The organism is Nonomuraea sp. NPDC052634 (assembly GCF_040678535.1).
GTDB lineage: Bacteria > Actinomycetota > Actinomycetes > Streptosporangiales > Streptosporangiaceae > Nonomuraea > Nonomuraea fastidiosa.
On record NZ_JBFATY010000004.1, the window covers coordinates 518441 to 544422 of the forward strand.

Here is a 25982-nt window from a genome sequence, read left to right on the forward strand (position 1 = left end):
GGCTCCGACGTGCGACGGCGCGCCCTTGCCGTATGCCTGACCTCCGCGTTCATGACGGGGCTCGACGTGAGCATCGTCAACGTGGCGCTGCCGTCGATTCGCCAGGCCCTGCACGCCGGTGACGACGCGCTGCAGTGGACGGTCTCCGGCTACGCGCTCACCTTCGGCCTGCTCCTCATCCCGGCGGGACGGCTCGGCGACGCGAAGAGCCGCCGCACGGTCTTCCTGTGGGGCGTCGCGCTGTTCACGATCTCCAGCGCGTGCTGCGGGCTCGCCTGGCAGATGCCCGTGCTCATCGTGGCGAGGCTCGTCCAGGGCCTCGCGGCCGGTCTGCTGAACCCGCAGGTGTCCGGGCTGATCCAGCAGATGTTCCAGGGCGCGGGACGGGGCCGGGCCTTCGGCGCGCTCGGGGCCACCATCGGCGTCTCCACGGCCGCGGGACCGCTCATCGGCGGCGCGCTGGTGACGGCCTTCGGGCCCGAGCTGGGCTGGCGGTGGGTGTTCCTGGTCAACGTGCCGATCGGGATCGCGCTACTGCCGCTGGCCTGGCGGGTGCTGCCGCGCCCCGAGGTCGTCCGTCGCCGGCGCGAGAGCATGGACCCGGTCGGCGTGCTGCTGCTCGGGCTCGGCGTCGCGGGGCTGCTGGTGCCCGCCATCCAGCGGCACCGGTGGGAGGGGCCCACCACGTGGCTGCTCGTCGTTACCGCGCTGGCCCTGCTCGCCGCGTTCGTGGCCTGGGAACGCCGCTACCCCCGCGAGCCGCTGGTGGACCTGTCGCTCTTCCGCAAGCGGTCGTACCGGCTGGGCACGGCCATCGCGCTGTTCTACTTCGCCGGGTTCACCGGCATCTTCTTCATCTTCACCCTCTACCTCCAGGCGGGACACGGTTACAGCCCGCTGCTGGCCGGCCTTGCGATCACGCCGTTCGCGCTGGGCTCGGCATCGGCCGCCGTGCTCGGCGGTTACCTCGTCTCCCACAAGGGACGGCGGGTGGTGGCCGTCGGGCTGTGCATGGTGCTCGCCGGGCTGCTCGCCACGATGGTCGCCGTCACGCTCGTCCCCGGGCGGCACACCGGCCTCGCGACCGCGCTGCCGCTGCTGCTCGCCGGCCTGGGCAGCGGCCTGACCATCTCACCCAACCAGGCCATCACGCTCTCGGAGGTGCCGGTGGCGGGCGGCGGCAGCGCCGCGGGAGTGCTGCAGACCGGGCAGCGGCTCGGCTCGGCCATCGGCATCGCGGCGGCGGGCTCCACCTTCTTCGGCTCGCTCGGCGACGGCTGGGCCATCGCGTTCCGCCACGGCCTGATCGTCGTGGCGTCGTCGGTCGGCATCGCGCTGCTCGCCGCGCTGCTCGACCTGATCGGCACCCACCGCGCTCACTGACGGTATTCGTCGGCGCTGCCCGGATCTCCTCATCCACGCAGATGAGACGCCAGGTTAGGGCTAACGTCAACGGAGGGTAAAGTCACTGACAGTGAACGTGGAGGGGTGGGATGGGATGGCGGTTCGGCTGGTGCCGCTGGTTCCGCGCTCGATCCGGATGGGCGCGTTCTCGGTGCGGCTGCTGCCGCGCTCGATCAGGGCGCGGCTGACCACGGTGGCGACGCTGGTCGCGGCCGCCGTCTTCGCCGCAGGGGCCATGCTGACGCTCGCCGCCGTTCCCGGCTCGCCTGCCGACGAGCGCCGGGCGCTGCTGTGGGCGGCCCTGGCCCTGCCGCTCGTGCTGCCCGCCGCCGGGTGGGTCACCTGGAGCGCCGCCAGGTCCGCGCTGCGCCCGATCGAACGCATCCGCGCCGAGCTGGCCGAGATCACCGGGCAGGACCTGAGCCGGCGGGTGACCGTACCGGACGGTCTTGATGAGATCGCCGGGCTGGCGATCACCACCAACCGCACGCTCGACCGGCTCGAACGCTCGGCCGAGACCCAGCGCCGCTTCGTCGCCGACGCCTCCCACGAGCTGCGCAGCCCCATCTCCGCGCTGCGCGCGCACCTGGAGGTGGCCTGCAGCTACCCCGCCGAGACCGACTGGGCGGTCACCTCCGCCCGTGCCCTGGCCGCCGCCGACCGGCTGACCTGCATCATCGACGAGCTGCTCATGCTGGCCAAGCTCGACGCGGGCGCGGTCACGCGGCGGTGCGTGGTGGACATGTGCGGGCTCGCCGAGGAGCAGGTACGCCGCCGCGAGGGCGCCAGGGTGCCCGTGCACCTGCGGCTCGACGGCCCCGCCCCGGTGTTCGGCTCGCCGGTGCAGCTCGACCGCCTGCTGACCAACCTGCTCGACAACGCCACCAGGCACGCCGCCACCCGCATCGACCTGACCGTGGCCGTACGCGGGAACGAGGTGGTGGTGACCGTGACCGACGACGGCGACGGCATCCCGCCGCAGGACAGGGAGCGGGTCTTCGAGCGGTTCACCCGGCTGGAGAGCGCGCGGGCCAAGGACAGCGGCGGCAGCGGGCTCGGCCTGCCGCTGTCCAGGGAGATCGCCGTGGCGCACGGCGGCTCGCTGACCGCCGCCGACCACCGTCCAGGGGCGCGGCTCGTCGCCGTCCTGCCCCTGCACGCGGGCCCGCCCCGCGAGGCGGGCCCGCGCTGAGGTGAGGCGGGCCCGCGCCGATTTGCGGACGGGCCCGTGCTGAGCGCCGCTAGGGCACCACCGTGATGCGGTCGGTGGCCGGAGGCGCGATCGGGTTGTTCTGGCCGAGGTAGTCGACGAAGGCGTCGATGTCCAGCGGCCCGCTCCACAGGTCCGTGCCCTCGGTGAAGCCGAGGAACGCGTCGCCGCCGCCCACGAGGAAGTTGTTCGCGGCGACCCGGATCGTCTGCGTGTCCGTCACCGGCTGGCCGTCGATCTTCATGTCCGACACCTTCGAGCCCCACGGGGCGCTCTGGCTGTAGGTGTAGGTGAAGTTCGACGACGGCTGCAGGATCTTGGTGAACGCCTGGTTGTTGGGCCCGCCGGTGAACTGCTGCTCAAGGATCGTCTTGAGCTGGGCGCCGGTCAGCGTGACGACCTGCATGAGGTTGTTGAACGGCTGCACGGTGAACGCCTCGCCGTACGTCACCACACCGTCGCCCTCGCCGGCCTCCGAGCTCGCGTACGACAGCGGCGCCCGCACACCGCCCGGATTCATCAGCGCGATCTGCGCGTTGCCGCCCTCCTTGGTGGCGGCGAGCTGGGCGTCGGCGATGAGGTTGCCGAGCGGCGTCTCACCGGACGGCGCGGCGGTGTTCGGGATGTCGGCGCTGATCGTGCCGACCGCGCGGTTCGCGACCGGGGCCACGCGGTCCTTCCACGTCTGCACGAACGCCGAGATCTCCGGGTCCGGCGTCACCGTACGCGTCACCACGTGGTTGTCGGCCACGACGGAGGCGCGGTCGATGTCGCGCGTCCGCACGTCCACCTTCATGTCCACCTGCGTGATGACCCGCCCGAACGAGCCGCCCTGCGAGAAGAGCCGGTCCCTGCCCGCCGGGTCCTTCACCTTGCACACGTACGCCTGGTGGGAGTGGCCGCTCAGCACGATGTCGATCTCGGGGTCCACCTGGGTGGCGATGCGGTTGCCCGCGCCGGGGACCGCGCTGCACGCGTCCGGCGACTGGTCCGCCTCCACCTGGTCGCCCTCGTGCACCAGCACGACCTGGGCCTTCACGCCGACCAGTTTGAGCAGCTTGGAGGCGACGTTCGCGGCCTTGACCTCGTCCACGAACTTGAGGTCCTTGATGCCCTCGGTGGTGACGATGTTCGGGGTGGTCTGCGTGACGAGGCCGATGAAGCCGATCGGCACGCCGTTCATGATCTTGATGCTGACCGGCGGCAGCGCGGGCACGCCCCAGTCGGACAGCAGCTTCTTGATCTTGGGGCTGTTCCCGCCGCCGAGCGCGGCCAGCGCGTCGGTCTTCTCGTTCCGGTTCTTGAACAGCACGTTCGCGCCGACGTAGTCGTACGAGGCGCCCTTCCACTTGCCCGCGGGCGAGCAGCCGTCCACCGGGTGGCAGCCGCCCTTCATGATGCGGCGCAGCTCCTGGTAGCCCTCGTCGAACTCGTGGTTGCCGACCGCGGCCACCTTGAGCCCGAGTTTGCCCATGAACTCGACCGACGGCTCGTCGTGGTAAGCCGCCGAGATCAGCGGCGTCGCCCCGATGAGGTCGCCCTGGGCGACGGCGATCGTGTTCTTGTCGCGCAGGGCCTTCATGTGGGTGGCGATGTAGGCCGCGCCGCCGGCCTCGACCGTGTTGCCCTGCTCGTCCACCATGCGCCCTGAGGAGCCGGACGGGGGTTCGAGGTTGCCGTGGAAGTCGTTCAGCGCCAGGAGGCGGACGGGGACCGTCCTGGGCGCCTTGCCGGCGTTCGCCGGGATCGCGGCGGTGAGCACCGCGCCCGAGGCGAGCGCTCCGGCGAGTGCCAGCCGGAGGAGAGAACCAGACGTCATGGCCCAAGACGTTACGGCGGTTGGCTATGCGACCAATGTCGCAAAGGTAACGATTTGCCGGGGTGGCGGATGGCGTTATTTGCCAGTCGGACGCCTAGAGTTCGTTCTGTGAACGTGCGCGTGGAAAACCGGCAACGGCTCTCTGACCAGGAAATCACCGACGTGCTCGGCGTAGTGGAGGCGGCGGCGGAGGCCGACGGCGTCCGCCCGCTCAACGAGCAGGCCATGCTCCAGCTCCGCTACGGCGGCGAACCCGGGGCCAGTCTCCTCCTGCTCTACGCCGGCGACGAGCTCGCCGGATACGCCCACGTCGATCCCGGCGACGAGGGCCCGAGCGCCGAGCTGGTCGTCCACCCCGCACACCGCCGCGAGGGCCACGGCGCCCGGCTGCTGCGCGCCGTCATCGACGCGGCCGGCGGCCGGCCCCGCCTGTGGGCGCACGGCGACCATGCCGGGGTGGCCGCGCTCGCCGCCCGCTTCGGGCTCGAACGCGTCCGCTCGCTCTGGCAGATGCGCCGCCCCCTGGCCGAGCCGCTGCCCGCCGTCCGGCTGCCCGAAGGGGTGAGCCTGCGTACGTTCGTCCCCGGGCAGGACGAGGAGGCGTGGCTCAAGGTCAACGCCGCCGCCTTCGCCCACCACCCCGAGCAGGGCGCGTGGACGATGGACGACCTGCTGCGGCGCGAGCAGGAGCCCTGGTTCGACCCTTCCGGCTTCTTCCTCGCCGTACGGGGTGACCGCGTCGTCGGCTTCCACTGGACGAAGGTGCACGGCGCCTCCGACGAGGCGCTGGGGGAGGTCTACGTCGTCGGCGTCGACCCCTCACAGCAGGGCACCGGTCTCGGCAAGGCGCTCACCCTCGCCGGGCTCGACCACCTGCGCTCGCGCGGCATCGGCCAGGCGATGCTGTACGTGGACGAGGCCAACACGGCGGCTGTCCGGCTGTATCAGGGGCTGGGATTCACCCGGTACGACGTGGACGTGATGTACGCGCCCCCGCAGTGACGTACGGGGGCGCTGCGGGGGATCAGCCTTCCACGACGGCGTGGAGGACGAGGTAGGACAGGGACGCCACGATGGCCGCGGCCGGGATGGTGAGGACCCACGCGGTCACGATGTTGCCCGCGACGCCCCACCGCACGGCGCTGAGCCGCTTGGTGGCGCCCACGCCCATGATCGCCGTAGTGATGGTGTGGGTGGTGGAGATGGGCGCGCCGAACCCGATGGCGGCCCCGTACAGGACGGTCGCCGCCGCCGACTCCGCCGCGAACCCCTGCGGCGGGTCCAGCGCGATGATGCGCCGTCCCAGCGTCCGCATGATGCGCCAGCCGCCCGCGTACGTGCCCAGCGAGATCGCCCCCGCGGCGGCGAGGATGACCCACTGCGGGATCGGATCCGTCGGCTGGGCGAACCCGCCGACCGTGAGCGCCAGGAAGATGACGCCCATGGTCTTCTGCGCGTCCTGCAGGCCGTGGCCCAGCGCCATCGCCGCGGCCGAGACGGTCTGCGCGTACCGGAAGCCCCGGTTGGTCTTCCCGGGCTGGCTGTTGCGGAAGATCCAGTAGATTGCGATCATGATCGCGGCGGCCAGGGTGAACCCGATCACCGGCGACAGCACCATCGGGATGACGACCTTCTCGACGACGCCGTCCCAGTGCACGACGCTGCTGGAGGCCAGCGCCGAGCCCACCAAACCGCCGATGAGGGCGTGACTGGAGGAGGACGGCAGGCCGAAATACCAGGTGATGAGGTTCCAGACGATCGCGCCTATCAGCGCGGCCGTCACGATGACCAGGCCGTGTGAGCCGTCGGGCGCGTCGATGATGCCCTTGCCGACGGTCTGGGCCACCTGAGTGCCGAGGTGGGCGCCGATGAAGTTCATCGCCGCCGCCATGAACAGCGCGGCCCTGGGGGTCAGGGCCCGGGTCGAGACGGAGGTCGCGATCGCGTTAGCCGCGTCGTGGAAGCCGTTGGTGTAGTCGAAGGCCAACGCGATGACGACCACGCCGATGACGAGGCCAAGCGTAAGGTCCACTGCCGGGCCTAGCTTTCCTTGACCGCGATCGACTCGACGGTGTTGGCCACGTGCTCGAAGGCGTCGGCGGCCTCCTCCAAGGCGTCGACGACCTCCTTCATCTTCATCACGGTCAGGGCGTCGTACTCGCCGCTGAACAGCTTGGCCAGCAACCTCCGGTAGACCTGGTCACCCTGGTTCTCCAGGCGGTTGACCTCGATCCAGTACTCGTTGAGGTTCTTCATCGAGCGCAGGCGCGGCATGGCCTCCGCCGTCAGCTCGGCCGCCCGCTCCAGCACCTCGACCTGGCGTACGACGTCCTTGGGGAGGTGGTCGAGCTGGTACAGCACGATGAGGTCGGAGGCCGCTTCCATGGCGTCCATCACGTCGTCGAGGTTCGAGGCCAGCCGGTAGATGTCCTCGCGGTCGAACGGAGTGATGAAGCTCTCGTTGAGCCGGTTCATGATCGCGTGGGTGCGTTCGTCACCGGCGTGCTCGCAGGCGCGCATCTTCTCGGCCAGGGCCTCCCTGTCCGAGCCATCGCTGATGATCTCCACCAGCAGACGGGATGCCGTGACCAGGTTGTTCGCCGAGTCGGCGAACAGGTCGTAGTAGCTGTCCTCACGTGGCGTGAGACGCAGGCGCACGTCGTTCTCCAGATGTGCGGGGATGGTCCGTGGAAGAGTATGGCTTACCAGGCGAAATGCGAACTTCATGTCCCCTTCGCCTAATGGCTACCCGCTGTTCGTATGCCGACACCGGCGAAGCCGCTGGTTGTGGGGGCATTCGTGCAGCTCGGACCGGCGTGGCAACCGCTCAGAACGCCTTCATGATGGCCGCTCGACCCGTCCCGTTCACCTACCTGTTCCTTAGATGTTCATCTGTTGTTCACCTAAGTTCAGATCTTGGTGCGGTGAAAGTTCTGGAATGACCGTGATGGGGTCGGGCCCCGCTGGCCCTGGTAGCGGGATCCGTACTTGCTCGATCCGTACGGATACTCCGCCGGCGAGCTCAGCCGGAACACGCACAACTGCCCGATCTTCATGCCCGGCCACAACTTGATCGGCAACGTCGCCACGTTCGACAGCTCCAGCGTCACATGCCCGCTGAACCCCGGATCGATGAACCCCGCCGTCGAATGCGTCAGCAACCCCAGCCGGCCCAGCGAACTCTTCCCCTCCAGCCGCGACGCCAGGTCGTCCGGCAGCGTGACAACCTCATACGTGGAGGCGAGCACGAACTCCCCGGGATGGAGGATGAACGGCTCGTCCCCCTTGGGTTCCACCATCCGCGTCAGATCCGGCTGCTCGACCGAAGGATCGATGTGCGGATAGCGATGGTTCTCGAACACCCGGAAGAAACGGTCAAGCCGGACATCGATGCTCGACGGCTGTAGCATCTCCGGATCGAACGGATCCAGCGACAACCGCCCGGCCTCGATCTCCGCCAGGATGTCACGGTCAGATAGCAGCACGGTGAGCAACTTACCGGTCCAGGATGGAAGTCCGGGCTCGGGGATTGCTGTTGTGGCCCAAGTTTCCGCTAGAGTAGGGGCGCGACCTTCGGTCGTACGCGGGTGTAGTTCAATGGCAGAACATCAGCTTCCCAAGCTGACAGCGCGGGTTCGATTCCCGTCACCCGCTCTCAGCATGAAAGCCCAGGTGGGCCGGTGACTCCGGCACCTGGGCTTTCATCTTGTCCGGGCTTGTTGATCTCCGCGTGCCATTAGCGTGCCATTAGGGCTGGCGATCATCCGGTGGGGACGAGGACGCCAGGCGGGTCGTTCTCGCCGCCGTCCCGTGCCCGTTCGTGGCCCTTTAGGCGCTTGTCGATCGCCTCGGTGATCAGCTTGTCGGCTCCCCGTACGGCGTGCTGATAGATCATCGCGGCCCGGACGTTGTCGTGCCCCATCCGTGCCATGAGGTCCTTGAGGCCCGCGCCCGAGTCCGCCGCGATCATGTTCCCTGTGTGGCGAAGATCATGAGATGGAGACCGGGCAAGCCCATCTCCTTGACCACGTCCACCCAGCGCGTACGGGTGTTGAAGCCGCTGCGCCGCAGCGGGCCGCCCTTGGCGCCAGGAACAGGAGTGCCCCCGGATCGTCCTGCACGTGAGTAGCAAGGTGCTCGCGCAGCGTGGGGACGATCGTTTGCGGGAGGCCCACGGTCCGCCGCCGGTCCTGGACTGGGGCGGCCCGAGAAACAACCCCCCGGTGGAGCGTTCGACGTAAGCCGCCCGAACACGCACGGTCCCGGCGTCCAGGTCGAGGTCACTACGGCGAAGGGCGGTCACCTCACCCAACCGCAGATTGGCGACGGTCGCCGGCAGCATCAGCGATCGGAACCGCCGGTCATGCGAGATACGGCGTGATGTGCTTCTCGGGCAGCCGGCGGCAGAGATCGATCGGCCCGCGTCTCTTCGGGCGGGACGATGGCGGACTGATCGTCCTGCTATCAGAGGCTGGTGATCACTGGCGGGGACGAGCACGCCAGGCGGGTCGTTCTCGTAGCCGTACCATGCCTGTTCGCGCGCGACGAGGCGCTCGTCGATCGCCTCGGTGATCAACTTGTCGGCTTTCCGTACGGCATGGCTGACGGGAACTCGCGGTGGCGGCGGGGAACGCGAATGAGTGGAAGCTCTCTGAGCGGGAGCAGGTAACGGCAGGCAGCGCATCGAGGCGGAGTCGGATACGGCCTGCTGGAACGCTGAGGTTGCCATCGCAGGTCACCCGTCAAGGGCCTGCGGAAAAGCCGGGAGGTTCTCCCCTCGGGAGCGGTGCGTAGGCCGCCAGCGGTGCCGGGTCGTGGTCCTGCCGTGCCCGGTGGTTGTTCCGTGCCACTTTCCGGCGCCTCGCCGCAGCGTTCACCAGCAGCGGGTGTCCCAGAAAGCGCCGCCGTGGCCGTTGTCCTGGATTTCGACGATGTGTGTCATGCGGTCGCCGTCGTCGTCCCAGGAGGATGATGACTGCGGCTGTGTCCACACTCGTATTTCGGTAGGTTCAAGGGTGTGCGGGGGCCGGGCCGGGTACGCCTTGCTTCCCGTACGGTCCGGTGCAGGGAGAGAGCGTGGACGACGAATCACCGCGGATGGCATTGTCGGCGACGGTGCTGGGTGCGCCGGACGCCCGCGCGCTGGCGGCCTTCTACCAGCGGCTGCTCGGCTGGACGGTGACGCACGACGAGCCCGACTGGGTGATGCTGCGCCCGCCCGGTGGAGGGGCCGGGCTGTCGTTCCAGACCGAACCGCATCATGTCAGGCCGGCCTGGCCCGCCGGGCCCGGGGATCAGCAGATGATGATGCACCTGGACATCGAGGTGGACGATCTGGACGCCGCCGGAGCGCATGCGGTCGCGGCAGGGGCGACGCTCGCGGGCCACCAGCCCCAGGAACATGTGCGGGTTTACTTCGATCCCGCCGGACACCCGTTCTGCCTTTTCATGCGCTGAGCCGGGGTTTTTCTCGCCGGTTCATGCGGGCGTGTCATCGGAGCCTTTCTGCCGGCGGCGATTCGACGAGCTCCATTCGCCCGTTTACGACGACAAGTGGGGCGCCGCCATCGACCCTGCCCACCGCGCCTGCGTGGAAGAGCGTTTGAGCACCAGAACGGGTGAGGTTCTCGACGCGGCCTGCGGAACGGGGAAATACTGGTCGCTCATCATTCGAGCTTGACGCGGGCGTGCAGGTGCAGGTCGTGCCGGCCGTCGTCGTGGACGGCGGCGCTCCGCTTCGTTCCCTCCAGAAGGTAGCCGCACTTCGTGGCGACCCTGCAGGATGCCGTGTTGCGCGTCGAGTGCTCCAGCTCCAGCCGGTGGAAGCCGATCTCGCCGAGAGCCCACGCGGTCAGCGCTGTGAGAGCGCGGGTGGCAACGCCGGCGTCCCGGGCTGAAGGAAGCACCCAGTACGAGACCTCCGCCACGCCGTCGTCGAAGTCGATGTCGCGCAGCGCGATCCGGCCGAGCACCTCGCCGCCGTCGCCGGTGATCGCCCAGGAGCCGCCCTGCTCTCGCAGCCACTCCTGGCGGTAGGTGTCGAACCACTCCAGGACCTGGTCGAGGGTCGATGGACGGCGTGTGTGCCAGCGCCTGATCTCCTCGTCCTGGTACGCGGCCAGGAACGCCGCCGCGTCCGTCCGTTCCCAGGGGCGCAGCAGCAGGCCCCCGGATGCGGCCAGCACGGGCTGCGGGGAGCGGGACAGAGTGCCGGGAGGAATGACGGGCGGTGTCGAGAGGACGCGAGGCACGTGCCATGATCGCCCAACGGCGCCCGCGCGCGTCAAGCGCTGGGTTTTATTCGATGGGCGGACGGTACCCGTCCGTGGTCTCATGCGATCTCGTGACGCAGCTGTTGCGCTACGCGCTCCGCCACAGCGGGTCCACGCCGTTCCTGCTGCTCGCGGTGGCCGCGCAGGTCGCGGCCGGTCTGGCGCTCACGCTGCTGATCGGTGAGCTGGTCGGCGCGGTCGCCCCGACGGTGGAGCAGGGGTCGTCCGGCGGGTTCCTCGTCCTGTGCGGGGCGCTCATCGCCGTCTTCGCCCTCGACCGGGCCATGCCGCTGGTCACGGAGCTGACGACGCGGCGGATCGTCTACGATCTCGAACCGCTGACGCATGGGCGTATCGCCGATGCTCTCCTCCGCCCGGTGCGGATCACCCACCTGGAGTCGGCCGCGTTCGCATCGCTTCTCCACCGTACGGATGGCGGATCTGATCGTGGTGATGTCCTCCGGCGGCATCGTCGAGGCCGGCACCCACGAAGAGCTGCTGGCCACGGGCGGTCTCTACCACGAGCTGTTCACCCTGCAGGCCAGGGCGTATCTCGCGTGACGGTTCGTACGCCGGTGAGACAGAGCAGGCCGGTGAGTACGAAGGCCGCCGCCGCACCGGTGAACAGCGCGGTCGCGTTCGCGATGAAGCCGGGCGCGGCCGCGGGCCCGGCGACGGCGGCGAACACCGCGATGCCGAGCGCCCCGCCGGTCTGCCGGGCGGTGTTGCTCGCGCCGGAGGCGAGGCCGGGCGCATCGGGGGTGGCTCGCAGCGCCGCCGCGACGACCGCCGGGGTGAGAACGCCGATGCCGGTGCCCCAGAGCAGGAGGGCCACGACGATGGGGCCGGCGGTGGTGAGGGTGGCGGCGATCCCGGCCATTCCCGCGGCGGCGATGAGCAGGCCGACGGCGGCCGTACGCCACACGCCGATGCGCGTCGCGAGCCGCCCCGCCGGCGCTCCGAGAAGCGGAAGCGGCAGCATCGCGGGCAGCGTCAGCATGCCCGCGGCCAGCGGATCCAGCCGGTGCACGGTCTGGAAGACCTGCGTCAGCACGAACAATCCGCCGAGCGCGCACAGGTTCATGAGCCCGGCCACCAGGCACGCCAGCCCCAGCGGGCGCCGGGCCTCGCGCGGCACCGGCAGCAGCGGCCGCGGCACCCGGCGTTCGACCACGAGGAAGCCGAGCAGCGCACAGACCGCGATCGCCCCGAACAGCACCGCCTCCCACGGCACGGCGGGAGCCTCGATGATCGCGGTGACGAAGCAGCCCAGCGCGGCCACGAGCAGCGCCGCGCCTACCCAGTTCACGTCGCGCGCGGATCGCTGCCGTGCCAGGGCTTGAGGCAGCCGTACGACCGGGACGAGCGCGAGCGCGACGACCGGAACGCTCAGCCAGAACACCGCCCGCCACCCGGCGACCTGAACCAGCAGCCCGCCGATGACGGGACCCGCCGGGAGCGCCGCCCCGCCGATCGCCGCCCACGCCCCGACGAGCCTGTTGCGGGCGGCATCGTCCGGGGTGCTGTCCACGAGAAGCGCGAGCGTGCCCGGCAGCACGAGAGCCGCCGCAACGCCCTGCACCGCACGGCCCGCCACGAGCACCCCGATGCCCGGCGCCGAAGCACACAGCACGGACGCCCCACCGAACCCGGCGAGACCGAACAGAACGACCCTGCGATGCCCGACGAGGTCACCGATCGCCCCGGAGGCCAGCAGCAGCGCCGCCATGGGCACCGCGTACGCGTCCACCGTCCACGCCAGCCCGCCGCTTCCCGCATGCAGCTCCACGCCGATCTGGGGGAGTGGGACGTTGACGACGGTCACGTCGAGCAGGACGAGGAAGTAGCCGCTGCACAGCGCCAGAGTCAGCGGCAGCCTGGAGGGACTCTGAGCCATGTCCCCGATCTTCGACCCGGGACGTTTCAGCCCAGGTCGAAGCGTGACCTGGGAACCGCCACCCCGGACCGGGCGCGCGATGCCGCTTCGCCTACCGTGGCCGTCGAAGGAGAACACCGCACGTTCTCCACCATTGACCACAAAGCGGAGTGAGCCTGTATGACGATCGATGCCCAGACCCTTCTCCCCATCGCTGAGCGCGCCGTGTCGATCGCCGGTGAGATCGTCCGTACGAAGGCGCCCGGCGCCGTCACGGCCAAGGGCGACCGGGACATGGCGACGGAGGTCGACTACGCCGTCGAGCATGCCGTACGGGAGTTCCTGACCCGCGAGACGCCCGAGATCGGCTTTCTCGGTGAGGAGGAGGGCGGCACGCGCCTGGGCGACGGCCCGATGTGGGTGCTGGACCCTGTGGACGGGACGGCCAACTTCCTGCACGGCATCCCGCTCTGCGGCGTCTCCCTGGGCCTGGTCGAGCGGAACGTGCCCACGCTCGGCGTGATCGACTTCCCGTTCCTCGACCTCCGGTACGCGGCGGCGGAAGGGGGCGGCGCGGTCGCCAACGGGTCCGCGATCCGGGTGAGCGAGGCCGGCGGGCTGCAGGATGCGATCGTGGCGTTCGGCGACTACGCCGTGGGGGAGGACGCCGAGGAGCGCAACCGGCCGCGGCTCGCCCTGACCCGAGAGCTCGCCGCTCGTGTCCAGCGGGTACGGATGTTCGGCTCGGCCGCGATCGACCTCACCTGGGTGGCGCACGGCAGGGTCGATGCCATGATCATGCTGAGCAACAACCCGTGGGACACCGCGGCGGGCGTCATCATCGCCCGGGAGGCAGGGGCGACGGTGATCGACCTCGACGGCAGCCCGCACACCATGACCGCCCAGGCCACCATCGCCGCGGGCCCCAAGCTCATCCCCGACCTCATGGAGCTGATCGCCGCGGCCCACGCCCCGGAGGCGTAGGACCGTTCCCCGTGACCGAGCAGGCTGGAGGCCCTTATGAGCGACGCGATCACGCGGCTGGTCGAAGACCTTGACTCCGACCGCGAACGGGCTCGTCGCCCGCCGGACGAGGCCAGTCGGACGAGGGCCACGCCGTCGTGAGGGCGTCAAGATCTGGGCCGGTGTCTGTCGGCGGCGTCGGGCAGGTGTCCGGCACCCCGGATGAAGGGGGTGCGCGACCGGGCACCAGGGCGCTCGCCACGACAGTCCTGCACACCGAGGAGGCCGCGCCTGGCGAAAGCGTCGCCGGACTCCTGGGCGCGTGCCGCTGATCAGGCGGTCACCTTCGCCAGGAACGCCTCCAGGTTGGCCCGCACGCGGGCGATCTTCTCGTCCACGGTCAGCGACTCGTCCATGAGCGCGCCGTCGCCAGGCGCCTGCTTCCTGCCCCGGGTGTAGAGGGAGCAGGCGAGGTCCGTGCAGACGTACTGGCCGACGGTGTTGCCCTGGCGGCCGGCCTCGCCGGTGCGGCGGGCGGTCATCAGCGCGACGCCGCCGCTCGTGTGCGTGGTGAGGCAGAACGAGCACATGCTCCGGGAGGTGAACGTACGCGACGCCGACGCCCCCGACGTCACGCGCAGGGCGACGCCGGTGGGCGCGCCGTCGCGATCGACGACGAGGTACGCGCGGTCGGGCGCGCCCGGGTCGCGCCAGCCGAGGAAGTCGAGGTCGTCCCACGGAAGGTCGGCGAGATCCTTGGGGATGCCGAGCCGCTTGGCCTCACCCTTGGAGCAGTTGATGAAAGATGTACGGATGTCGTGTTCGGTGAGCGGTCGCATGGGCGGGGACGCTAGTCCTTCTTAAAGGTTGTAAGCAACTGATTAAATAGCGTAGCAAGAGGATGAAAGGCAGCGCATGGCACGTGCGGGAGTGACCGCGGAACGCCTCACCCAGGCGGCGGCGGAGCTGGCCGACGAGATCGGCTTTCAGAACGTCACCATCTCGGCGCTCGCGCGCGCGTTCGGCGTGAAGCCGGCGGCCCTGTACTCACACGTCAAGGACATCCAGGATCTTCGGATCAGGGTGGCCAAGCTGGCCCTGGCCGAGCTCGCAGAACGGGCCGCCACCGCCCTCGCCGGGCGGTCGGGCAAGGACGCGCTGGTGGCGTTCGCCAACGCGTACCGTGCCTACGCCAAGAAGCATCCGGGCCGGTACGCCGCCGCGCAGCTCGAACTCGACTACGAGACGGCCGTGGACAGCGCGGCCGCGCGGCACTCGGAGATGACGCGGGCGATCCTGCGCGGCTACGACCTGCCCGACCCGGCCCAGACCGACGCCGTACGGATGCTGCACAGCACCTTCCACGGGTACGTCAGCCTGGAGATGTCGGGCGGGTTCCGGCACACGCCGCGCTCGGTCGAGGAGTCATGGGAGCGGACGCTCGACGCGCTCGACGCCGTACTCCGCAACTGGCCCCACCAGTCCGGTGGCGCGTCCGACGGGTAGCTCTGCCGCAGAGGTTCGGCGGTTACGGCCCCGAGGCTGGGCGAGAGGTATCGGGCTCGCAGGCGTTCAGGTGGCCGCGGGGAGTTCGCCGATCGCGGCGACCCGGTGCGTGCCGGCGGCCGAGCAGAGCCAGACCGGTGTCTCGCCCAGGATCGCGGCTCGCAGCCCGCGGTCGTGCTCGGTGCAGACCGGCCAGGCCCGCCAGATCATCTCCACGATGACCTCCTGGGCGGCATCGGCGACGGCGGCGAGCGCACGGCCGGGGTCGCGGCCGGTCGAGGGAGGCATGCCGTTGCCCTGGAAGGCGCCGCGGAACTCCACCCACGCCTGCCCGCTCTCGTCCCACTCGGGGACGGCGAGCCGCAGCGGGCCGGTGACGCCGGTGGCGCGGGCGTCGCGTTCCACGATGGCGAGCGCGTCTTCCAGAGCCCGCCACCAGCCGGGTTCGAGCTCGAACGTCGGCTCGAACGACGTCTCGCGCAGGACCGCCTCCGCCACCCGGGTCAGGTCGGCGGGGTCGGACGTCAGGAGCTCCCGGACCGCGGGGGTGCTCACGCCGTGGTCGTCCAGGACGATCGCGAGGTCGAGCAGCGTCTCGTAGTCGAGGTCACCGCTGCGCAGACCCGCATAGACGCGGCTGCTCGCCTCGACGATCGCCCTGCTGAACAACACGGGCCCCTCCGTCATGGGCCAGGGCGGGGTCAGCCGCCGTTGCGGATCGCGTCGATCCTGCTCACAATGTACTGTTCGGCCGCCGCCCTCGTGACGCCGAGGCCGGAGAGCACGCCCACCGTGACGACGTCGTCCAGGGACAGGACGCCGAGCAGGAGGTGCTCGGCGCCGATCCAGTCGTGGCCGAGGCGCTGCGCCGTCTGGGCGGCCAGGTCGAGGGCCTTCGCGGTCTGAGGCGCGTACGCAAGGAATTGCTCGCTGCTGCCCGGACCCGTGCCGAGCGCCGCCGTGATGACGCGCCTGACCGTCTCGGCCGGCGCGCCGAGCGCGGCCATGGTGGTGGCGCCGAGCAGGTCGGGCTGGTGCAGCAGGCCCAGCACCAGGTGGCCGGGCTCGATCTGGCCGTGCCCCGTGGCACGAGCCTCCTCCTGCGACTTGACGACGACGATGCGGGCGCCTTTGGTGTAACGGGCGAACGTCCCCAGGTCCTGGGCCATCGGTCTGGTCTCGCTGCCTTCCTCGGATATGCGAACCGTTGTTCGGTGCCGCCCATGCTACGCCCGATCTTGACCCGCGACGTCCAAGGGAGATCGTGAGAGGGTGGGGCGGGCAGCGTCATAAAGGGGGCGGTCGTGAGGGGGCGTCGTGGGAGTTGCCGAGCTGGCGCACGTCCGGTGGATCGCGGGCGGGACCGGGGCCGGGAAGAGCACGGTCGCCCGGATCCTGGCCGAGCGCCACGGGCTGACCGTCTACGACGGCGACCGCGCCGAGGCCGGGTACGCGGCACGCTGCACGCCCGAGCGGCACCCGTACATGTGCGCCCTGCTGCGGACACCCGTCGAGGAGCGGTACGCCGGCCGCGCGCCGGAAGAGGTGTTCCGCGCGATGCCGAGCCTGCACGGCGAGACGTTCGGGTTCGTGGCCGAGGACCTGCTGGCGCTGCCGGCCGACCGGCCGGTGCTGGTGGACGACTTCCGCCCGCTGCCCCGCGAGCTGGCGCCGCTGCTGGTGCGGCCGGAGCAGGCGGTGTTCCTGCTGCCGGCGCCCGGGTTCCGGCGCAGGGTGCTCGAGGCCCGCTACGCCGACCCTGGCCGGGCCCGCGCCACCTGGGGGGACGTGGACCCGGCTGCGGCGCTGGCCGTGCGGGTGGCGCGGGACGAGCTGTGGGACGCCGAGGTTCGCCGCCAGGCCCGCGAGACCGGCCTGCCCGTCGTGGACGTGGACGGCTCGCGGGAGGCCGAGGCGCTGGCCGCCGGCCTCGCGGCGGCCTTCGGCCTCATGCAGCGCAGCGGCCACCCGGTACGCGACGCCAGAGGCGGCTGCTCGCCCTGCTGATCGAATCGGTCAGGACTGGCTGCGGATCGCGTCGATCGTCCGCAGGATGTGCTGCTCGGCCGGGTCCTTGGTGACGCCGAGGCCGGAGAGCACGCCCACCACCGGAGCGTCGTCCAGGGACAGGATGCCGAGCAGGAGGTGCTCGGTGCCGATCCAGTCGTGGCCGAGGCGCAGCGACTCGCGGGCGGCCAGGTCGAGGGCCTTCGTGCTCTGCGCCGCGAACGGCAGGACCGGCTCGCCGCTGCCGGGGCCGGTGCCGAGTGCCGCCGTCATCGCGTTCCTGACCGTCTCCACGGGCGCGCCGAGCGCGGCCATCGTGGTCGGGGCCAGGGTGTCGGGCTGGTGCAGGAGGCCCAGCACCAGGTGGCCGGGTTCGATCTGCGCGTGCCCCGTGGCACGGGCCTCTTCCTGCGACTTGACCACGACGACGCGGGCGCGGTCGGTGTAGCGGGCGAACGTCCGCAGGTCCTGGGCCATCGACCTGGGGCTGCTGCCTTCCTTGGGGACGAACCGCTTCTGCGCGGCCTGTTTGGTGACGCCCATGCTGCGCCCGATCTCCGTCCACGACGCCCCGGAGCGTCGGGCCTGGTCGACGAAGTGGCCTATGAGGTGGTCTGCGACCTCGCCGATGTGCTCGGCGAGCGCGACGGCGTCGGAGAGCTGGCCCAGAGGGTCGCCGTCGGGGTGACGATTCTTGATCGTGGTGATGAGGTCGTCCAGGCGGACGGGGCTCGTGCTCATGCGTCAACCATAGGTTGACACCTCTTCCTGGTCAACCGCCGGTTGACGAAAAGGCCGCCCCGAGTGCCGGGGCGGCCAAGGCGGGAGCGGATCCTCACTGCTCCTTCGTCAGGTGCTCGTTGAGCAGGTGGAAGAACACGTCACCCCGGACGATCTCGAACGGCTCGTCCAGCAGCTCGCCCAGCTCGGCGATGTCGGACGGCGTCCAGTTCCACGCGTTCACGGCGCCGGCGATGAACAGCGGCGTCGAGCCGTCCCACCCCTCGATGTGCCTGAGCAGCCCGTCGCGGTACTCCTGCGCCTTGCCCTGCGGGTAGAGGTTGCCGATGAGCGGCAGCCCGCCCACATGGGCCTGGAGGTCGCCGGTCTCCCACGACTGGATGATGCCGCGCACCGAGGTGTGTCTCCGGTACGAGGAGGCGATCCGCTCGTCGTAGGCGACCCAGCCATTGTCCTCGGCGTTGCGGTGGTTGTAGGCGTAGACCAGGTCCATGCCGGTGCGGCGCATGTAGCGGCCGGTGAGCTTGGTGTACGCGTCCAGGGCGTCCTCCGGCCAGGAGCCCGGGTAGGTGTATCCGGCGCCGGACGGGCCGGCGATGAGCAGGTCGTTGTCGGTGGCGGTGCGCTGGTAGTAGGACAGCAGCGCGGGCCCGATGTCGGCGAGCAGCGGGCTGACCGTCCAGTTGGTGGGGACGCGGCCGCGCGCCGGGTCGTCCCAGATCTGCCGCATGCGGCGCTGGCAGTACTGGATGTTGTCGCCCTCGCCGACGGTGAGCGTGAGGTAGACGCGGTTGCGGAGGGTGGCGCGGGGGCGCGGGCGTACGCGGTCGGAGACCTTGGCGGGCACGCTGGCGTGCACGGTGCCGTTCATGTAGTAGTCGGCGGGCACGACCTCCACCGCGTGCTGCGAGGCGCGGTCGACGCCGCCCCACTCGCCGGCCACGTCGTTGGAGAACCATCCCGCGTACGGCGTCGTCGGCTTGACCTTGCTGAAGATCTCGTCGAGCAGCTTGCCGGTCTCGCCGGCCGGCGGCAGCCAGAAGACCATGGCGCGGCTGGCCACGGTGTAGTCGCGGAAGTAGGGGAACGGCTCGACGCGGGTGGGGGCGGTGGTGGTGGCGGTGACCAGGTACTGGTTCCACAGGTCCACGTCGACGAGCAGCTCGCGGGTGCCGGCGGGTGGGGTGAAGCGGTAGATGAAGTAGCCGCCGCCGTCGGCGAAGCGGTTGGACTCGCCGCCGATGGCCGAGTTGACGCCGTCGAAGAGGAAGGGCGCCTCGGCGTCGGTGCCGGGGGTGAAGGAGGCGATCTGGACGCCGTCCGCCTTCACGACCACGGAGCCGACGGACGCGCCCCAGCCGTCGTCGCCGAGCGAGTCCTGGAAGCGCAGGAAGACGCCCTCCTCGCCGGACAGCTCCTGGCTGAGGTCGAACGTGCGCACCGCCCGGTTGGAGGTGTCCCTGATGCGCTCGGTCTCCCTGGCGATCTCCCGCCACTGGACGCCCTCGACGGAGACGGTCCTGGTCGGGGGCAGGCCGCTGAGCAGGGCCTTGGTGCAGCGGGGGAAGAGCTCGTCGAGCTGCCAGCGGTAGGTGGCGAGCACGTCGTCGGGGTCGAAGCGGCCGCGCAGGTCGGTGATGACCTTCAGCCGGTACTCCTCGGCCTGTTCGGCGGTGGCGGCGACGGCGTTCTCCAGGCCGGCCAGGGTGGTGGCGACGTTCACCGAGTCGGGGACGTCGGGGTCGATCAGGATGGCGCCGCGCACCTCGCCGCGGTAGCGGGCGACGAGGTCGAGGGGCCGTTCGTGGCGGGTGACGGCGGCGCCGGTGCTGGACAGCCAGCGCTCGTCGAAGCCCTCCTTGTTGTAGTTGAAGTACAGGCGCGGGCGGCGGCGGTTGACGACGCCCTGGAGCGTGGTCAGAAGCAGCTGGTCGTTGCCGTGCAGGGTGGCGATGTCGGCGTAGTCGAGACGGGTCGGGCGGCCGAAGCCGGGCAGGAGTGGGGCCGTAGCGGGCGCGGATGCGGAGGCGGGGGCGGCGGGAAAGCTGAGTCCCAGCGCGCCGGCCGCGAGCACCGTGCCGTTCGCCAGGAGGAATTCACGTCGGGACACCATCGGCGTTCACTGCTCCTCGTCGGGGGGAGACCAGGAATGACAGCGTTGTCATCGCGTCGGTAGGCAACGTAACAATGTGAAGGTTTGTTGTCTATGGTGTAAATGGGGCGAGATTTCCGGAACGGCGGCCGGCGGGCCGACCCGCCCTCGTTTTGTGCATGCACGAACGGGTTTCGCCGCTGAAACATCCGGGTAAGCCCGACGTTAATTTTGAGCTGCCTCCTTCCAGGAGCCACGGATGTCCCGTGTCACGCTCACCCCCGCCGCCCGAGACGCCCTGCGCGGCGACGAAGTGGTCTTCTTCGACTGGCACGTCACCGGCCTGTGCTGCGCCGACGCGGGCGAGTTCTCGGTCAGGCCGCTGCGCCGTTCGCGGCTGCCGCGCCGCGCCCGCCGGCTCGGCCCCACCGACCTGGTGTACGCCCACCCCACCGCCTGGGTGCATCTCGCCGAGCTGCCCGTCACCATCGACGTCCGCCCGCTGTGGCGGTGGCGGCGCTTCACCACCGATCTGCTTCCTGACGCCGGCCTGCGCTGCTGTCTGGGGCGCCCGGTTCACGACCAGTCCCCTCGCCAGAGACACATGGGAGGTAACCGGTGAAGCTGCGTTCCATCATCATCTGGACGGCGGTGGCCATCGTCGGTGCCGTGGGATGGGCGGTGCTCGCCCTGTCGAGGGGTGAGAACGTCAACGCGGTCTGGCTCCTGTGCGCCGCGCTCGGCTCGTACGCGATCGCCTACCGCTTCTACGCCCGCTTCATCGTCCGCAAGGTGCTGCGTGCCGACGACCGCAGGGCCACACCGGCGGAGCGGCTGGACAACGGCATCGACTACCACCCGACCGACCGGCGCATCCTGTTCGGCCACCACTTCGCCGCGATCGCCGGGGCCGGGCCGCTGGTCGGGCCGGTGCTGGCCGCGCAGATGGGCTATCTGCCCGGCACGATCTGGATCATCGCCGGCGTGATCTTCGCCGGGGCCGTGCAGGACATGGTGGTGCTCTTCTTCTCCATGCGGCGCAACGGCAGGAGCCTCGGGCAGATGGCCCGCGAGGAGATCGGCCCGATCGGCGGGGCGGCGGCGCTCATCGCGGTCTTCGCCATCATGATCATCTTGCTCGCGGTGCTGGCGCTGGTCGTGGTGAACGCGCTCGCGCAGTCGCCGTGGGGCGTCTTCTCCATCGCGATGACCATCCCGATCGCCCTGTTCATGGGCTTCTACCTGCGGGTGGTCCGGCCGGGCCGGGTCGTCGAGACCACCGCCATCGGGGTCGCGCTGCTGATCCTCGCCATCGTGGCCGGCGGCTGGGTGCAGGAGTCGAGCTGGGCGCCGTACTTCACGCTGAGCCCGTCGGCGCTGGCGCTGTGGCTCATCGCGTACGGGTTCATCGCGGCCGTGCTGCCCGTCTGGATGCTGCTCGCGCCGCGCGACTACCTGTCGACGTTCATGAAGATCGGCACCATCGTGCTGATCGCGGTGGGCATCGCGGTCACCATGCCGCCGCTGCGGACGACCGCGTTCACCGACTTCGCCTTCAACGGCGAGGGCCCGGTCTTCGCCGGGTCGCTGTTCCCGTTCGTGTTCATCATCATCGCCTGCGGCGCGCTGTCCGGCTTCCACGCGCTGATCTCGTCCGGCACCACGCCCAAGATGATCCAGAAGGAGACGCAGGTCAGGATGATCGGCTACGGCTCCATGCTCATGGAGTCGTTCGTGGCGGTCATGGCGATCACGGCGGCCTGCGTGCTCAGCCCCGGGCTCTACTTCGCGATGAACTCACCGGCCGGCGTCGTCGGCGCCACCGTGCAGAGCGCCGCAGAGGCCGTCTCGACCATGGGCTTCGTCATCACGCCCGAGCAGCTGCAGGCGGCGGCGGAGGCCGTGCAGGAGGAGACGCTGATCGCCAGGACGGGCGGCGCGCCCACCCTGGCCGTGGGCATCTCGCAGATCTTCTCCGGCTTCCTCGGCGGCGAGGGGTTCCAGGCGTTCTGGTACCACTTCGCGATCATGTTCGAGGCGCTGTTCATCCTCACCACCGTGGACGCCGGCACGCGTGTCGGGCGGTTCATGCTCCAGGACACGCTCGGCAACCTGTGGCAGCCGATCTCCCGGGTGAGCTGGTGGCCCGGCCTGGTCGCGACCAGCGCCGTCGTCGTCGCGGCCTGGGGCTACTTCCTTTACCAGGGCGTCAACGACCCGCTCGGCGGCATCAACCAGCTCTTCCCGCTGTTCGGCATCGCCAACCAGCTCCTCGCCGCCGTCGCGCTCACCGTCGCCACCACGCTGCTGATCAAGAGCGGGCGGCTCAAGTGGGCCTGGGTGACGGCCGTCCCGCTGGCCTGGGACGCGGCCGTCACGCTCACCGCGAGCTGGCAGAAGGTGTTCTCGTCCGACCCCACGCTCGGTTTCTTCGCCCAGCGCGACCGCTACCAGCAGGCCCTCGACCAGGGCCAGCTCCTCGCGCCCGCCAAGTCGATGGACGCGATGCGGCAGATCGTCGTCAACTCGACCGTGGACGGCGTGCTGGCCGCGCTCTTCGCCGTGCTGATCATCGTGGTCATCCTGGACGCCGCGCGCATCTGGATCACCGCGATCCGCTCGCCCGAGCCGCTGCCCACCACGGAGGCGCCGTTCGAGGAGTCGAAGATCGTCGCGCCGTCGGGGCTCATCGCCACCCGCGAGGAGAAGGAGCTGATGGCGAAATCAGGCTAGGTGTCAGGGTGCCAGCCACTCGGCGGTGGGCCAGCCCTCGCGCCGCCACGCGCTGTCCCAGAACATCCACTCGTAGGCCGCCGCCCGCCCGTACGCCTGCGCCATCGCCTCGCGGGTGTCCGGGGACGCGGCGGCGGCCAGCCGGTCGGTGATCGCCTTGGCCCGCTCGACGGAGGCGGCGAACTCCGGGTCGGAGTAGGTGGAGATCCACTTCGCGTACGGGTGCGCGGGGTCGTCGCCGGCCTTGGCGAGCAGCGCCGTACCGACGTCCTGGTAGATCCAGAAGCACGGCAGCACCGCCGCCGCGATCACCGGATACGGCTCCGACAGCGCCGTGGCCTGCAGGAACGACGAGTACGCCAGGCACGTCGGCGACGTCGCGATGCCCTTGGCGGCATCGCCCAGCTCGTCGATGTAGCCGGAGTGCAGCTCGCGCTCGGCGACCAGCGCGGTGTGCGCGCTCTGCGCCCAGAAGGCCGCATCGGCGGAGTCGCCGGCGCGCACGGAGGCGGCGGCCAGCGCCTTCGCGAACGCCTCCAGGTAGCGGGCGTCCTGCACCATGTAGAAGACGAAGGTGTCGCGGTCGAGTGAGCCGTCGCCGAGTGCCGTGACGAAGGGGTGCTCGTGGATGGCGCGCATCAGGTCGGACGTGCGCTGCCAGATGTCATCGCAGAACATCGCGTCTCTTTCGGAGGGGTCTGCCCGGCGGGGGCCGTTACCAGATGTTGTGGAAGTGGTGCACGGGGCCGTGGCCGTGGCCGACGCCCAGCGAGTCGGCGGCGCGCAGCGCCTCCGTGAGGTAGTCCTTCGCCGCTCGCACCGCGCTCGGCCAGTCGTCGTGCCGGGGCCGCAGCGCGGCGATCGCCGAGGAGAGCGTGCAGCCCGTGCCGTGGGTGTTCTTGGTGTGCACGCGCGGGGCGGACAGCTCGATCGTGCCCTCGGGGGTGGCCAGCACGTCGACGCAGGTGTCGCCGTCGAGGTGGCCGCCCTTGAGCAGCACCTGGCGGGCGCCGAGCGCGCGCAGCCTGGCCGCCTGCTCGTGCATCTCGGCCAGGCCGCTCGCCTGCGGCTCCTCCAGCAGGTCGGCCGCCTCGGGCAGGTTGGGGGTGATGAGGTCGGCGCGCGGCAGCAGCGTGCGGCGCAGCTCGCTCACCGCGTCGGCGGGCAGCAGCCGGTCGCCGCTCTTGGCGACCATGACGGGGTCGAGCACGACGTACTTGGGGCGGTAGGTGTCGAGCGCCGCCGCCACCGCCTTGATCAGGTCGGCGTCGCCCAGCATGCCGATCTTCACGGCGTCGGCGGGCACGTCGGTGAGCAGCGTGTCGAGCTGCTGGGTCACGAACTCGGCGGGCACCTCGTGGATGCCGGTCACGCCCGTGGTCGTCTGCGCCACCAGCGCGGTGATGACCGTCATGCCGTACGCGCCGAGCGCGGAGAAGGCCTTGAGGTCGGCTTGGATGCCGGCGCCGCCGCTCGGATCGGTGCCCGCGATGGTCAGAACTTTGGGTACGGCGTCAGCGGCCATGACGTCCCTTCGCTAGTGCGAACTAGATCAGGTTCGACGGGTGTGATCTCAGCCCGGCATTTCGGGCACCCCGCGTCAAACGTTCACTCTAACAGGCCGGGTCGTTGACCACACGTTCGAGTATCGGCATCGTGGGACGGGTGGCCGCTGACGAGACGCGCGACGGCGTCTCCCTGACGAACCTCGACCAGCCGCTCTTCGACGGCGCGGGCGCAACCAAGCGCGACCTGGTCGACTACCTCGACGCCGTCTCCGGCCGCATCATCCCGGTGCTGCGCGGCCGCCCGCTCTCCGTCATGCGGGTACGCCCGGGGCAGCAGCCGTTCATGCAGAAGAACCTGCCCAAGTACGCCCCGGACTGGGTGCGCTCGGTGCGGGTGTGGGCGGACTCCTCGCAGCGGCAGGTCACGTACGCGCTGTGCGACGACCGCAGGACGCTGCTGTGGTTCGCCAACCAGCGGGCCGTCGAATACCACCCGGCTCTGTACGCCGGCGATCATCCCACGCACATGGTGCTCGACCTCGACCCGCCCGAGGACTCCTTCGCCCTGGCGGTGCGGGGCGCGCACCTGGCCAGGCAGGCGCTGGCCGACTCCGGGCTGGCCGGGGCTGTGAAGACGAGCGGGGCCAAGGGCGTGCACGTCTTCGTGCCCGTCGCGCCGGGCACCGCGATGGACGACCTGGCCGCCGCCACCCGCGCGCTGGCCGCCCGCGCCGAGCGGCTGGACCCGGCGCTCGCCACCACCGCGTTCATCAGGGAGGACCGCGCGGGCAAGGTGTTCATCGACTCCACGCGGGCGGGCGGCGCCACGGTGGCCGCCGCCTACAGCCCGCGCATCCGCCCCGGCGTGCCCGTCTCGTACCCGGTGGCGTGGGACGACCTCGACGGCGTACGTCCCGGCGACTTCACCGTCCACAGCGCGATCGAACGGCTGGGCGGGGCCGACCCATGGGCCGAGCACATGCCGCCGCCGCAGCCGCTGCCCGCCGACCTCGTCGAGGAGGGGCACACGATCCCGGTGGCGCGGGTCCAGGCGATGCACGAGGGCAAGCGGCGCGCTCGCGCCCGCCGCGGGGAGTGACGCGCGAGGGCAAGCGGTGCGCTCACGCCCTCCGCGGGGAGTAGCGCTCAGCCGGTGGGGAGTAGTGCTCAGCCGGTGGTGACGCCCTCCCTGAGCGCGGCCGCCGCGGCTTCGGGATGATGGGCGAAGAACCTGACCGAGGTGACCTCGGCGCGGCGGCCAAGCGGGCGTACCACGGTGACCGGCTCGGCCAGCTCGACCGTCACGTTCGTCTGCGAGGAGACCGCCACGGTCAACCGGCCCTCATCGACGGTGATCATGCCGCCCTGGTGGTATGTCCGCCCGGTCCGCACCGCCGTCACCAGCTCTCGGGGCACCCGCAGGTCAAGGTAGACGCCGTACCGGATACGCAGCTCGTCCGCGGTGACGACGTGCGGCCTGGTCGCGCAGGCGGCGACCACCATGAGGACGTACAGCAGGCCGTACAGGTCGGCGATCAGCACCCCGTAACGCAGCCAGCCGGGCACGTCGAGGGCGGCGAGCAGCAGGTCCACGACCACGGTCTCGACCGCCATGGCGAACGCCATCAGGCCCATCATGAACGACTGCTCCTTGCCGTACGCGAGCGTCGTCGCTCCGTCCGGCACCCCGTGCCGCCGCCGCACGATCCACGCCGCGATGGCGGCGAGGCCCTTGAGCTCGAATCCGACGATGCGCAGCGCGGCTCTGACCATGCGCGTTCCTTCCTCCCGGCGGCTTCACCGCTCATGGGACACGTTGACGTCGCGTCAAGGTCAAGACCCGATCGGTAT

General features: G+C 70.5%; 27 protein-coding genes, 1 tRNA gene and 1 riboswitch. Of the genes, 12 read left to right on the top strand and 16 right to left on the bottom strand.

Features of this window, described 5'->3' with window-relative positions:
* Positions 1 to 51: 51 nt before the first annotated feature.
* Together AB0K67_RS21710 and AB0K67_RS21715 are read left to right on the top strand one after the other, a co-directional pair.
* Positions 52 to 1383 carry an MFS transporter gene (locus AB0K67_RS21710; protein ID WP_364062812.1) on the top strand — a complete coding sequence of 444 codons (1332 nt, stop codon included), beginning with the start codon at positions 52 to 54 and terminating at the stop codon, positions 1381 to 1383.
* Between the two features lie 115 nt (positions 1384 to 1498).
* Positions 1499 to 2596 carry a HAMP domain-containing sensor histidine kinase gene (locus AB0K67_RS21715; protein ID WP_364062815.1) on the top strand — a complete coding sequence of 366 codons (1098 nt, stop codon included), beginning with the start codon at positions 1499 to 1501 and terminating at the stop codon, positions 2594 to 2596.
* A gap of 49 nt (positions 2597 to 2645) precedes the next feature.
* Here the strand turns inward: AB0K67_RS21715 and AB0K67_RS21720 are convergent, their stop codons facing one another.
* Positions 2646 to 4433: a bifunctional metallophosphatase/5'-nucleotidase gene (locus AB0K67_RS21720; RefSeq protein ID WP_364062818.1), complete on the bottom strand. Its 1788-nt coding sequence runs from the start codon at positions 4431 to 4433 to the stop codon at positions 2646 to 2648.
* Positions 4434 to 4541: 108 nt separating this feature from the next.
* Here AB0K67_RS21720 and mshD point away from each other — a divergent pair, with 108 nt between their 5' ends.
* Positions 4542 to 5435 (top strand): mycothiol synthase, encoded by an 894-nt coding sequence (mshD, locus tag AB0K67_RS21725; protein ID WP_364062821.1) that lies wholly within the window; start codon positions 4542 to 4544, stop codon positions 5433 to 5435.
* Positions 5436 to 5457: 22 nt separating this feature from the next.
* Here mshD and AB0K67_RS21730 read toward each other — a convergent pair whose 3' ends face one another.
* The 3 genes from AB0K67_RS21730 to dcd form a co-directional block, all read right to left on the bottom strand.
* Entirely contained in the window at positions 5458 to 6465 is a 1008-nt protein-coding gene (locus AB0K67_RS21730) for an inorganic phosphate transporter (RefSeq protein ID WP_364062824.1), read from the bottom strand.
* Between the two features lie 8 nt (positions 6466 to 6473).
* Positions 6474 to 7091: a DUF47 family protein gene (locus tag AB0K67_RS21735; protein WP_043625094.1), complete on the bottom strand. Its 618-nt coding sequence runs from the start codon at positions 7089 to 7091 to the stop codon at positions 6474 to 6476.
* Between the two features lie 251 nt (positions 7092 to 7342).
* On the bottom strand, positions 7343 to 7918 hold the full coding sequence (gene dcd / locus AB0K67_RS21740; RefSeq protein WP_364062827.1) for a dCTP deaminase: 576 nt from the start codon (positions 7916 to 7918) through the stop codon (positions 7343 to 7345).
* 98 nt (positions 7919 to 8016) lie between these two features.
* On the opposite strand from dcd, the gene AB0K67_RS21745 reads away from it, so the two are divergent.
* A tRNA-Gly gene (locus AB0K67_RS21745) sits at positions 8017 to 8087 on the top strand.
* Between the two features lie 106 nt (positions 8088 to 8193).
* On the opposite strand, the gene AB0K67_RS21750 is transcribed toward AB0K67_RS21745, so the two are convergent.
* On the bottom strand, positions 8194 to 8403 hold the full coding sequence (locus AB0K67_RS21750) for a hypothetical protein (RefSeq protein WP_364062830.1): 210 nt from the start codon (positions 8401 to 8403) through the stop codon (positions 8194 to 8196).
* A gap of 1106 nt (positions 8404 to 9509) precedes the next feature.
* Here AB0K67_RS21750 and AB0K67_RS21755 point away from each other — a divergent pair.
* On the top strand, positions 9510 to 9890 hold the full coding sequence (locus AB0K67_RS21755) for a VOC family protein (protein WP_364062833.1): 381 nt from the start codon (positions 9510 to 9512) through the stop codon (positions 9888 to 9890).
* 209 nt (positions 9891 to 10099) lie between these two features.
* Here the strand turns inward: AB0K67_RS21755 and AB0K67_RS21760 are convergent, their stop codons facing one another.
* Together AB0K67_RS21760 and AB0K67_RS21765 are read right to left on the bottom strand one after the other, a co-directional pair.
* Complete coding sequence (locus AB0K67_RS21760) at positions 10100 to 10618, bottom strand: GNAT family N-acetyltransferase (protein ID WP_364062836.1); 519 nt, start codon at positions 10616 to 10618, stop codon at positions 10100 to 10102.
* A 146-nt stretch (positions 10619 to 10764) separates the two neighbouring features.
* Entirely contained in the window at positions 10765 to 11130 is a 366-nt protein-coding gene (locus tag AB0K67_RS21765; RefSeq protein WP_364062839.1) for a hypothetical protein, read from the bottom strand.
* Between the two features lie 7 nt (positions 11131 to 11137).
* On the opposite strand from AB0K67_RS21765, the gene AB0K67_RS21770 reads away from it, so the two are divergent.
* The gene (locus AB0K67_RS21770) at positions 11138 to 11266 is read left to right on the top strand and encodes a hypothetical protein (RefSeq protein ID WP_364062842.1); all 129 of its coding nucleotides are present in this window, start codon (positions 11138 to 11140) and stop codon (positions 11264 to 11266) included.
* Here the strand turns inward: AB0K67_RS21770 and AB0K67_RS21775 are convergent.
* Positions 11235 to 12602, bottom strand: coding sequence for an MFS transporter (locus tag AB0K67_RS21775; RefSeq protein WP_364062845.1), 1368 nt, complete (start codon positions 12600 to 12602; stop codon positions 11235 to 11237). The two genes, AB0K67_RS21770 and AB0K67_RS21775, sit on opposite strands and share 32 nt — an antisense overlap.
* A 159-nt stretch (positions 12603 to 12761) precedes the next feature.
* Between AB0K67_RS21775 and AB0K67_RS21780 the strand changes: the two genes are divergently transcribed.
* Complete coding sequence (locus AB0K67_RS21780; protein WP_364062848.1) at positions 12762 to 13565, top strand: inositol monophosphatase; 804 nt, start codon at positions 12762 to 12764, stop codon at positions 13563 to 13565.
* Between the two features lie 311 nt (positions 13566 to 13876).
* On the opposite strand, the gene AB0K67_RS21785 is transcribed toward AB0K67_RS21780, so the two are convergent.
* Positions 13877 to 14383, bottom strand: coding sequence for an FBP domain-containing protein (locus AB0K67_RS21785; protein ID WP_364062851.1), 507 nt, complete (start codon positions 14381 to 14383; stop codon positions 13877 to 13879).
* A 76-nt stretch (positions 14384 to 14459) separates the two neighbouring features.
* On the opposite strand from AB0K67_RS21785, the gene AB0K67_RS21790 reads away from it, so the two are divergent.
* Positions 14460 to 15050 (top strand): WHG domain-containing protein, encoded by a 591-nt coding sequence (locus AB0K67_RS21790; protein WP_364062854.1) that lies wholly within the window; start codon positions 14460 to 14462, stop codon positions 15048 to 15050.
* 66 nt (positions 15051 to 15116) lie between these two features.
* Here the strand turns inward: AB0K67_RS21790 and AB0K67_RS21795 are convergent, their stop codons facing one another.
* Positions 15117 to 15722, bottom strand: coding sequence for a hypothetical protein (locus AB0K67_RS21795; protein ID WP_364062857.1), 606 nt, complete (start codon positions 15720 to 15722; stop codon positions 15117 to 15119).
* Positions 15723 to 15751: 29 nt separating this feature from the next.
* Positions 15752 to 16219 (bottom strand): Clp protease N-terminal domain-containing protein, encoded by a 468-nt coding sequence (locus AB0K67_RS21800; RefSeq protein WP_364062860.1) that lies wholly within the window; start codon positions 16217 to 16219, stop codon positions 15752 to 15754.
* A gap of 148 nt (positions 16220 to 16367) precedes the next feature.
* Here AB0K67_RS21800 and AB0K67_RS21805 point away from each other — a divergent pair, with 148 nt between their 5' ends.
* Positions 16368 to 17057: a hypothetical protein gene (locus AB0K67_RS21805; protein WP_364062863.1), complete on the top strand. Its 690-nt coding sequence runs from the start codon at positions 16368 to 16370 to the stop codon at positions 17055 to 17057.
* 9 nt (positions 17058 to 17066) lie between these two features.
* Here the strand turns inward: AB0K67_RS21805 and AB0K67_RS21810 are convergent, their stop codons facing one another.
* Together AB0K67_RS21810 and AB0K67_RS21815 are read right to left on the bottom strand one after the other, a co-directional pair.
* The gene (locus AB0K67_RS21810) at positions 17067 to 17798 is read right to left on the bottom strand and encodes a Clp protease N-terminal domain-containing protein (protein WP_364062866.1); all 732 of its coding nucleotides are present in this window, start codon (positions 17796 to 17798) and stop codon (positions 17067 to 17069) included.
* Between the two features lie 94 nt (positions 17799 to 17892).
* Positions 17893 to 19911 (bottom strand): GxGYxYP domain-containing protein, encoded by a 2019-nt coding sequence (locus tag AB0K67_RS21815; RefSeq protein WP_364062869.1) that lies wholly within the window; start codon positions 19909 to 19911, stop codon positions 17893 to 17895.
* Between the two features lie 238 nt (positions 19912 to 20149).
* Between AB0K67_RS21815 and AB0K67_RS21820 the strand changes: the two genes are divergently transcribed.
* Complete coding sequence (locus tag AB0K67_RS21820) at positions 20150 to 20512, top strand: hypothetical protein (protein ID WP_364062872.1); 363 nt, start codon at positions 20150 to 20152, stop codon at positions 20510 to 20512.
* Positions 20509 to 22623: a carbon starvation CstA family protein gene (locus AB0K67_RS21825; protein ID WP_364062875.1), complete on the top strand. Its 2115-nt coding sequence runs from the start codon at positions 20509 to 20511 to the stop codon at positions 22621 to 22623. Before AB0K67_RS21820 ends, AB0K67_RS21825 begins: the two co-directional genes overlap by 4 nt.
* A gap of 3 nt (positions 22624 to 22626) precedes the next feature.
* Here the strand turns inward: AB0K67_RS21825 and tenA are convergent, their stop codons facing one another.
* The gene (gene tenA, locus AB0K67_RS21830; RefSeq protein ID WP_364062878.1) at positions 22627 to 23301 is read right to left on the bottom strand and encodes a thiaminase II; all 675 of its coding nucleotides are present in this window, start codon (positions 23299 to 23301) and stop codon (positions 22627 to 22629) included.
* Positions 23302 to 23338: 37 nt separating this feature from the next.
* Positions 23339 to 24148 (bottom strand): bifunctional hydroxymethylpyrimidine kinase/phosphomethylpyrimidine kinase, encoded by an 810-nt coding sequence (gene thiD, locus AB0K67_RS21835; RefSeq protein WP_364062881.1) that lies wholly within the window; start codon positions 24146 to 24148, stop codon positions 23339 to 23341.
* A riboswitch (TPP riboswitch) is annotated at positions 24136 to 24231 on the bottom strand. It overlaps the preceding gene by 13 nt.
* A 57-nt stretch (positions 24232 to 24288) precedes the next feature.
* Between thiD and AB0K67_RS21840 the strand changes: the two genes are divergently transcribed.
* Complete coding sequence (locus tag AB0K67_RS21840) at positions 24289 to 25230, top strand: ATP-dependent DNA ligase (RefSeq protein ID WP_364062884.1); 942 nt, start codon at positions 24289 to 24291, stop codon at positions 25228 to 25230.
* A gap of 68 nt (positions 25231 to 25298) precedes the next feature.
* On the opposite strand, the gene AB0K67_RS21845 is transcribed toward AB0K67_RS21840, so the two are convergent.
* Positions 25299 to 25904 carry a hypothetical protein gene (locus AB0K67_RS21845; protein WP_364062887.1) on the bottom strand — a complete coding sequence of 202 codons (606 nt, stop codon included), beginning with the start codon at positions 25902 to 25904 and terminating at the stop codon, positions 25299 to 25301.
* Positions 25905 to 25982 lie beyond the last annotated feature (78 nt).

Bases quoted from the DNA above. Each gene is read 5' to 3' on its own strand.
- AB0K67_RS21710 (WP_364062812.1), top strand. From the start codon at position 52: ATGACGGGGCTCGACGTGAGCATCGTCAACGTGGCGCTGCCGTCGATT.
- AB0K67_RS21715 (WP_364062815.1), top strand. From the start codon at position 1,499: ATGGCGGTTCGGCTGGTGCCGCTGGTTCCGCGCTCGATCCGGATGGGC.
- AB0K67_RS21720 (WP_364062818.1), bottom strand. From the start codon at position 4,433: ATGACGTCTGGTTCTCTCCTCCGGCTGGCACTCGCCGGAGCGCTCGCC.
- AB0K67_RS21750 (WP_364062830.1), bottom strand. From the start codon at position 8,403: ATGATCGCGGCGGACTCGGGCGCGGGCCTCAAGGACCTCATGGCACGG.
- AB0K67_RS21770 (WP_364062842.1), top strand. From the start codon at position 11,138: ATGGCGGATCTGATCGTGGTGATGTCCTCCGGCGGCATCGTCGAGGCC.
- AB0K67_RS21775 (WP_364062845.1), bottom strand. From the start codon at position 12,602: ATGGCTCAGAGTCCCTCCAGGCTGCCGCTGACTCTGGCGCTGTGCAGC.
- AB0K67_RS21780 (WP_364062848.1), top strand. From the start codon at position 12,762: ATGACGATCGATGCCCAGACCCTTCTCCCCATCGCTGAGCGCGCCGTG.
- AB0K67_RS21785 (WP_364062851.1), bottom strand. From the start codon at position 14,383: ATGCGACCGCTCACCGAACACGACATCCGTACATCTTTCATCAACTGC.
- AB0K67_RS21790 (WP_364062854.1), top strand. From the start codon at position 14,460: ATGGCACGTGCGGGAGTGACCGCGGAACGCCTCACCCAGGCGGCGGCG.
- AB0K67_RS21800 (WP_364062860.1), bottom strand. From the start codon at position 16,219: ATGGCCCAGGACCTGGGGACGTTCGCCCGTTACACCAAAGGCGCCCGC.
- AB0K67_RS21810 (WP_364062866.1), bottom strand. From the start codon at position 17,798: ATGAGCACGAGCCCCGTCCGCCTGGACGACCTCATCACCACGATCAAG.
- AB0K67_RS21815 (WP_364062869.1), bottom strand. From the start codon at position 19,911: ATGGTGTCCCGACGTGAATTCCTCCTGGCGAACGGCACGGTGCTCGCG.
- AB0K67_RS21820 (WP_364062872.1), top strand. From the start codon at position 20,150: ATGTCCCGTGTCACGCTCACCCCCGCCGCCCGAGACGCCCTGCGCGGC.
- tenA (WP_364062878.1), bottom strand. From the start codon at position 23,301: ATGTTCTGCGATGACATCTGGCAGCGCACGTCCGACCTGATGCGCGCC.
- thiD (WP_364062881.1), bottom strand. From the start codon at position 24,148: ATGGCCGCTGACGCCGTACCCAAAGTTCTGACCATCGCGGGCACCGAT.
- AB0K67_RS21845 (WP_364062887.1), bottom strand. From the start codon at position 25,904: ATGGTCAGAGCCGCGCTGCGCATCGTCGGATTCGAGCTCAAGGGCCTC.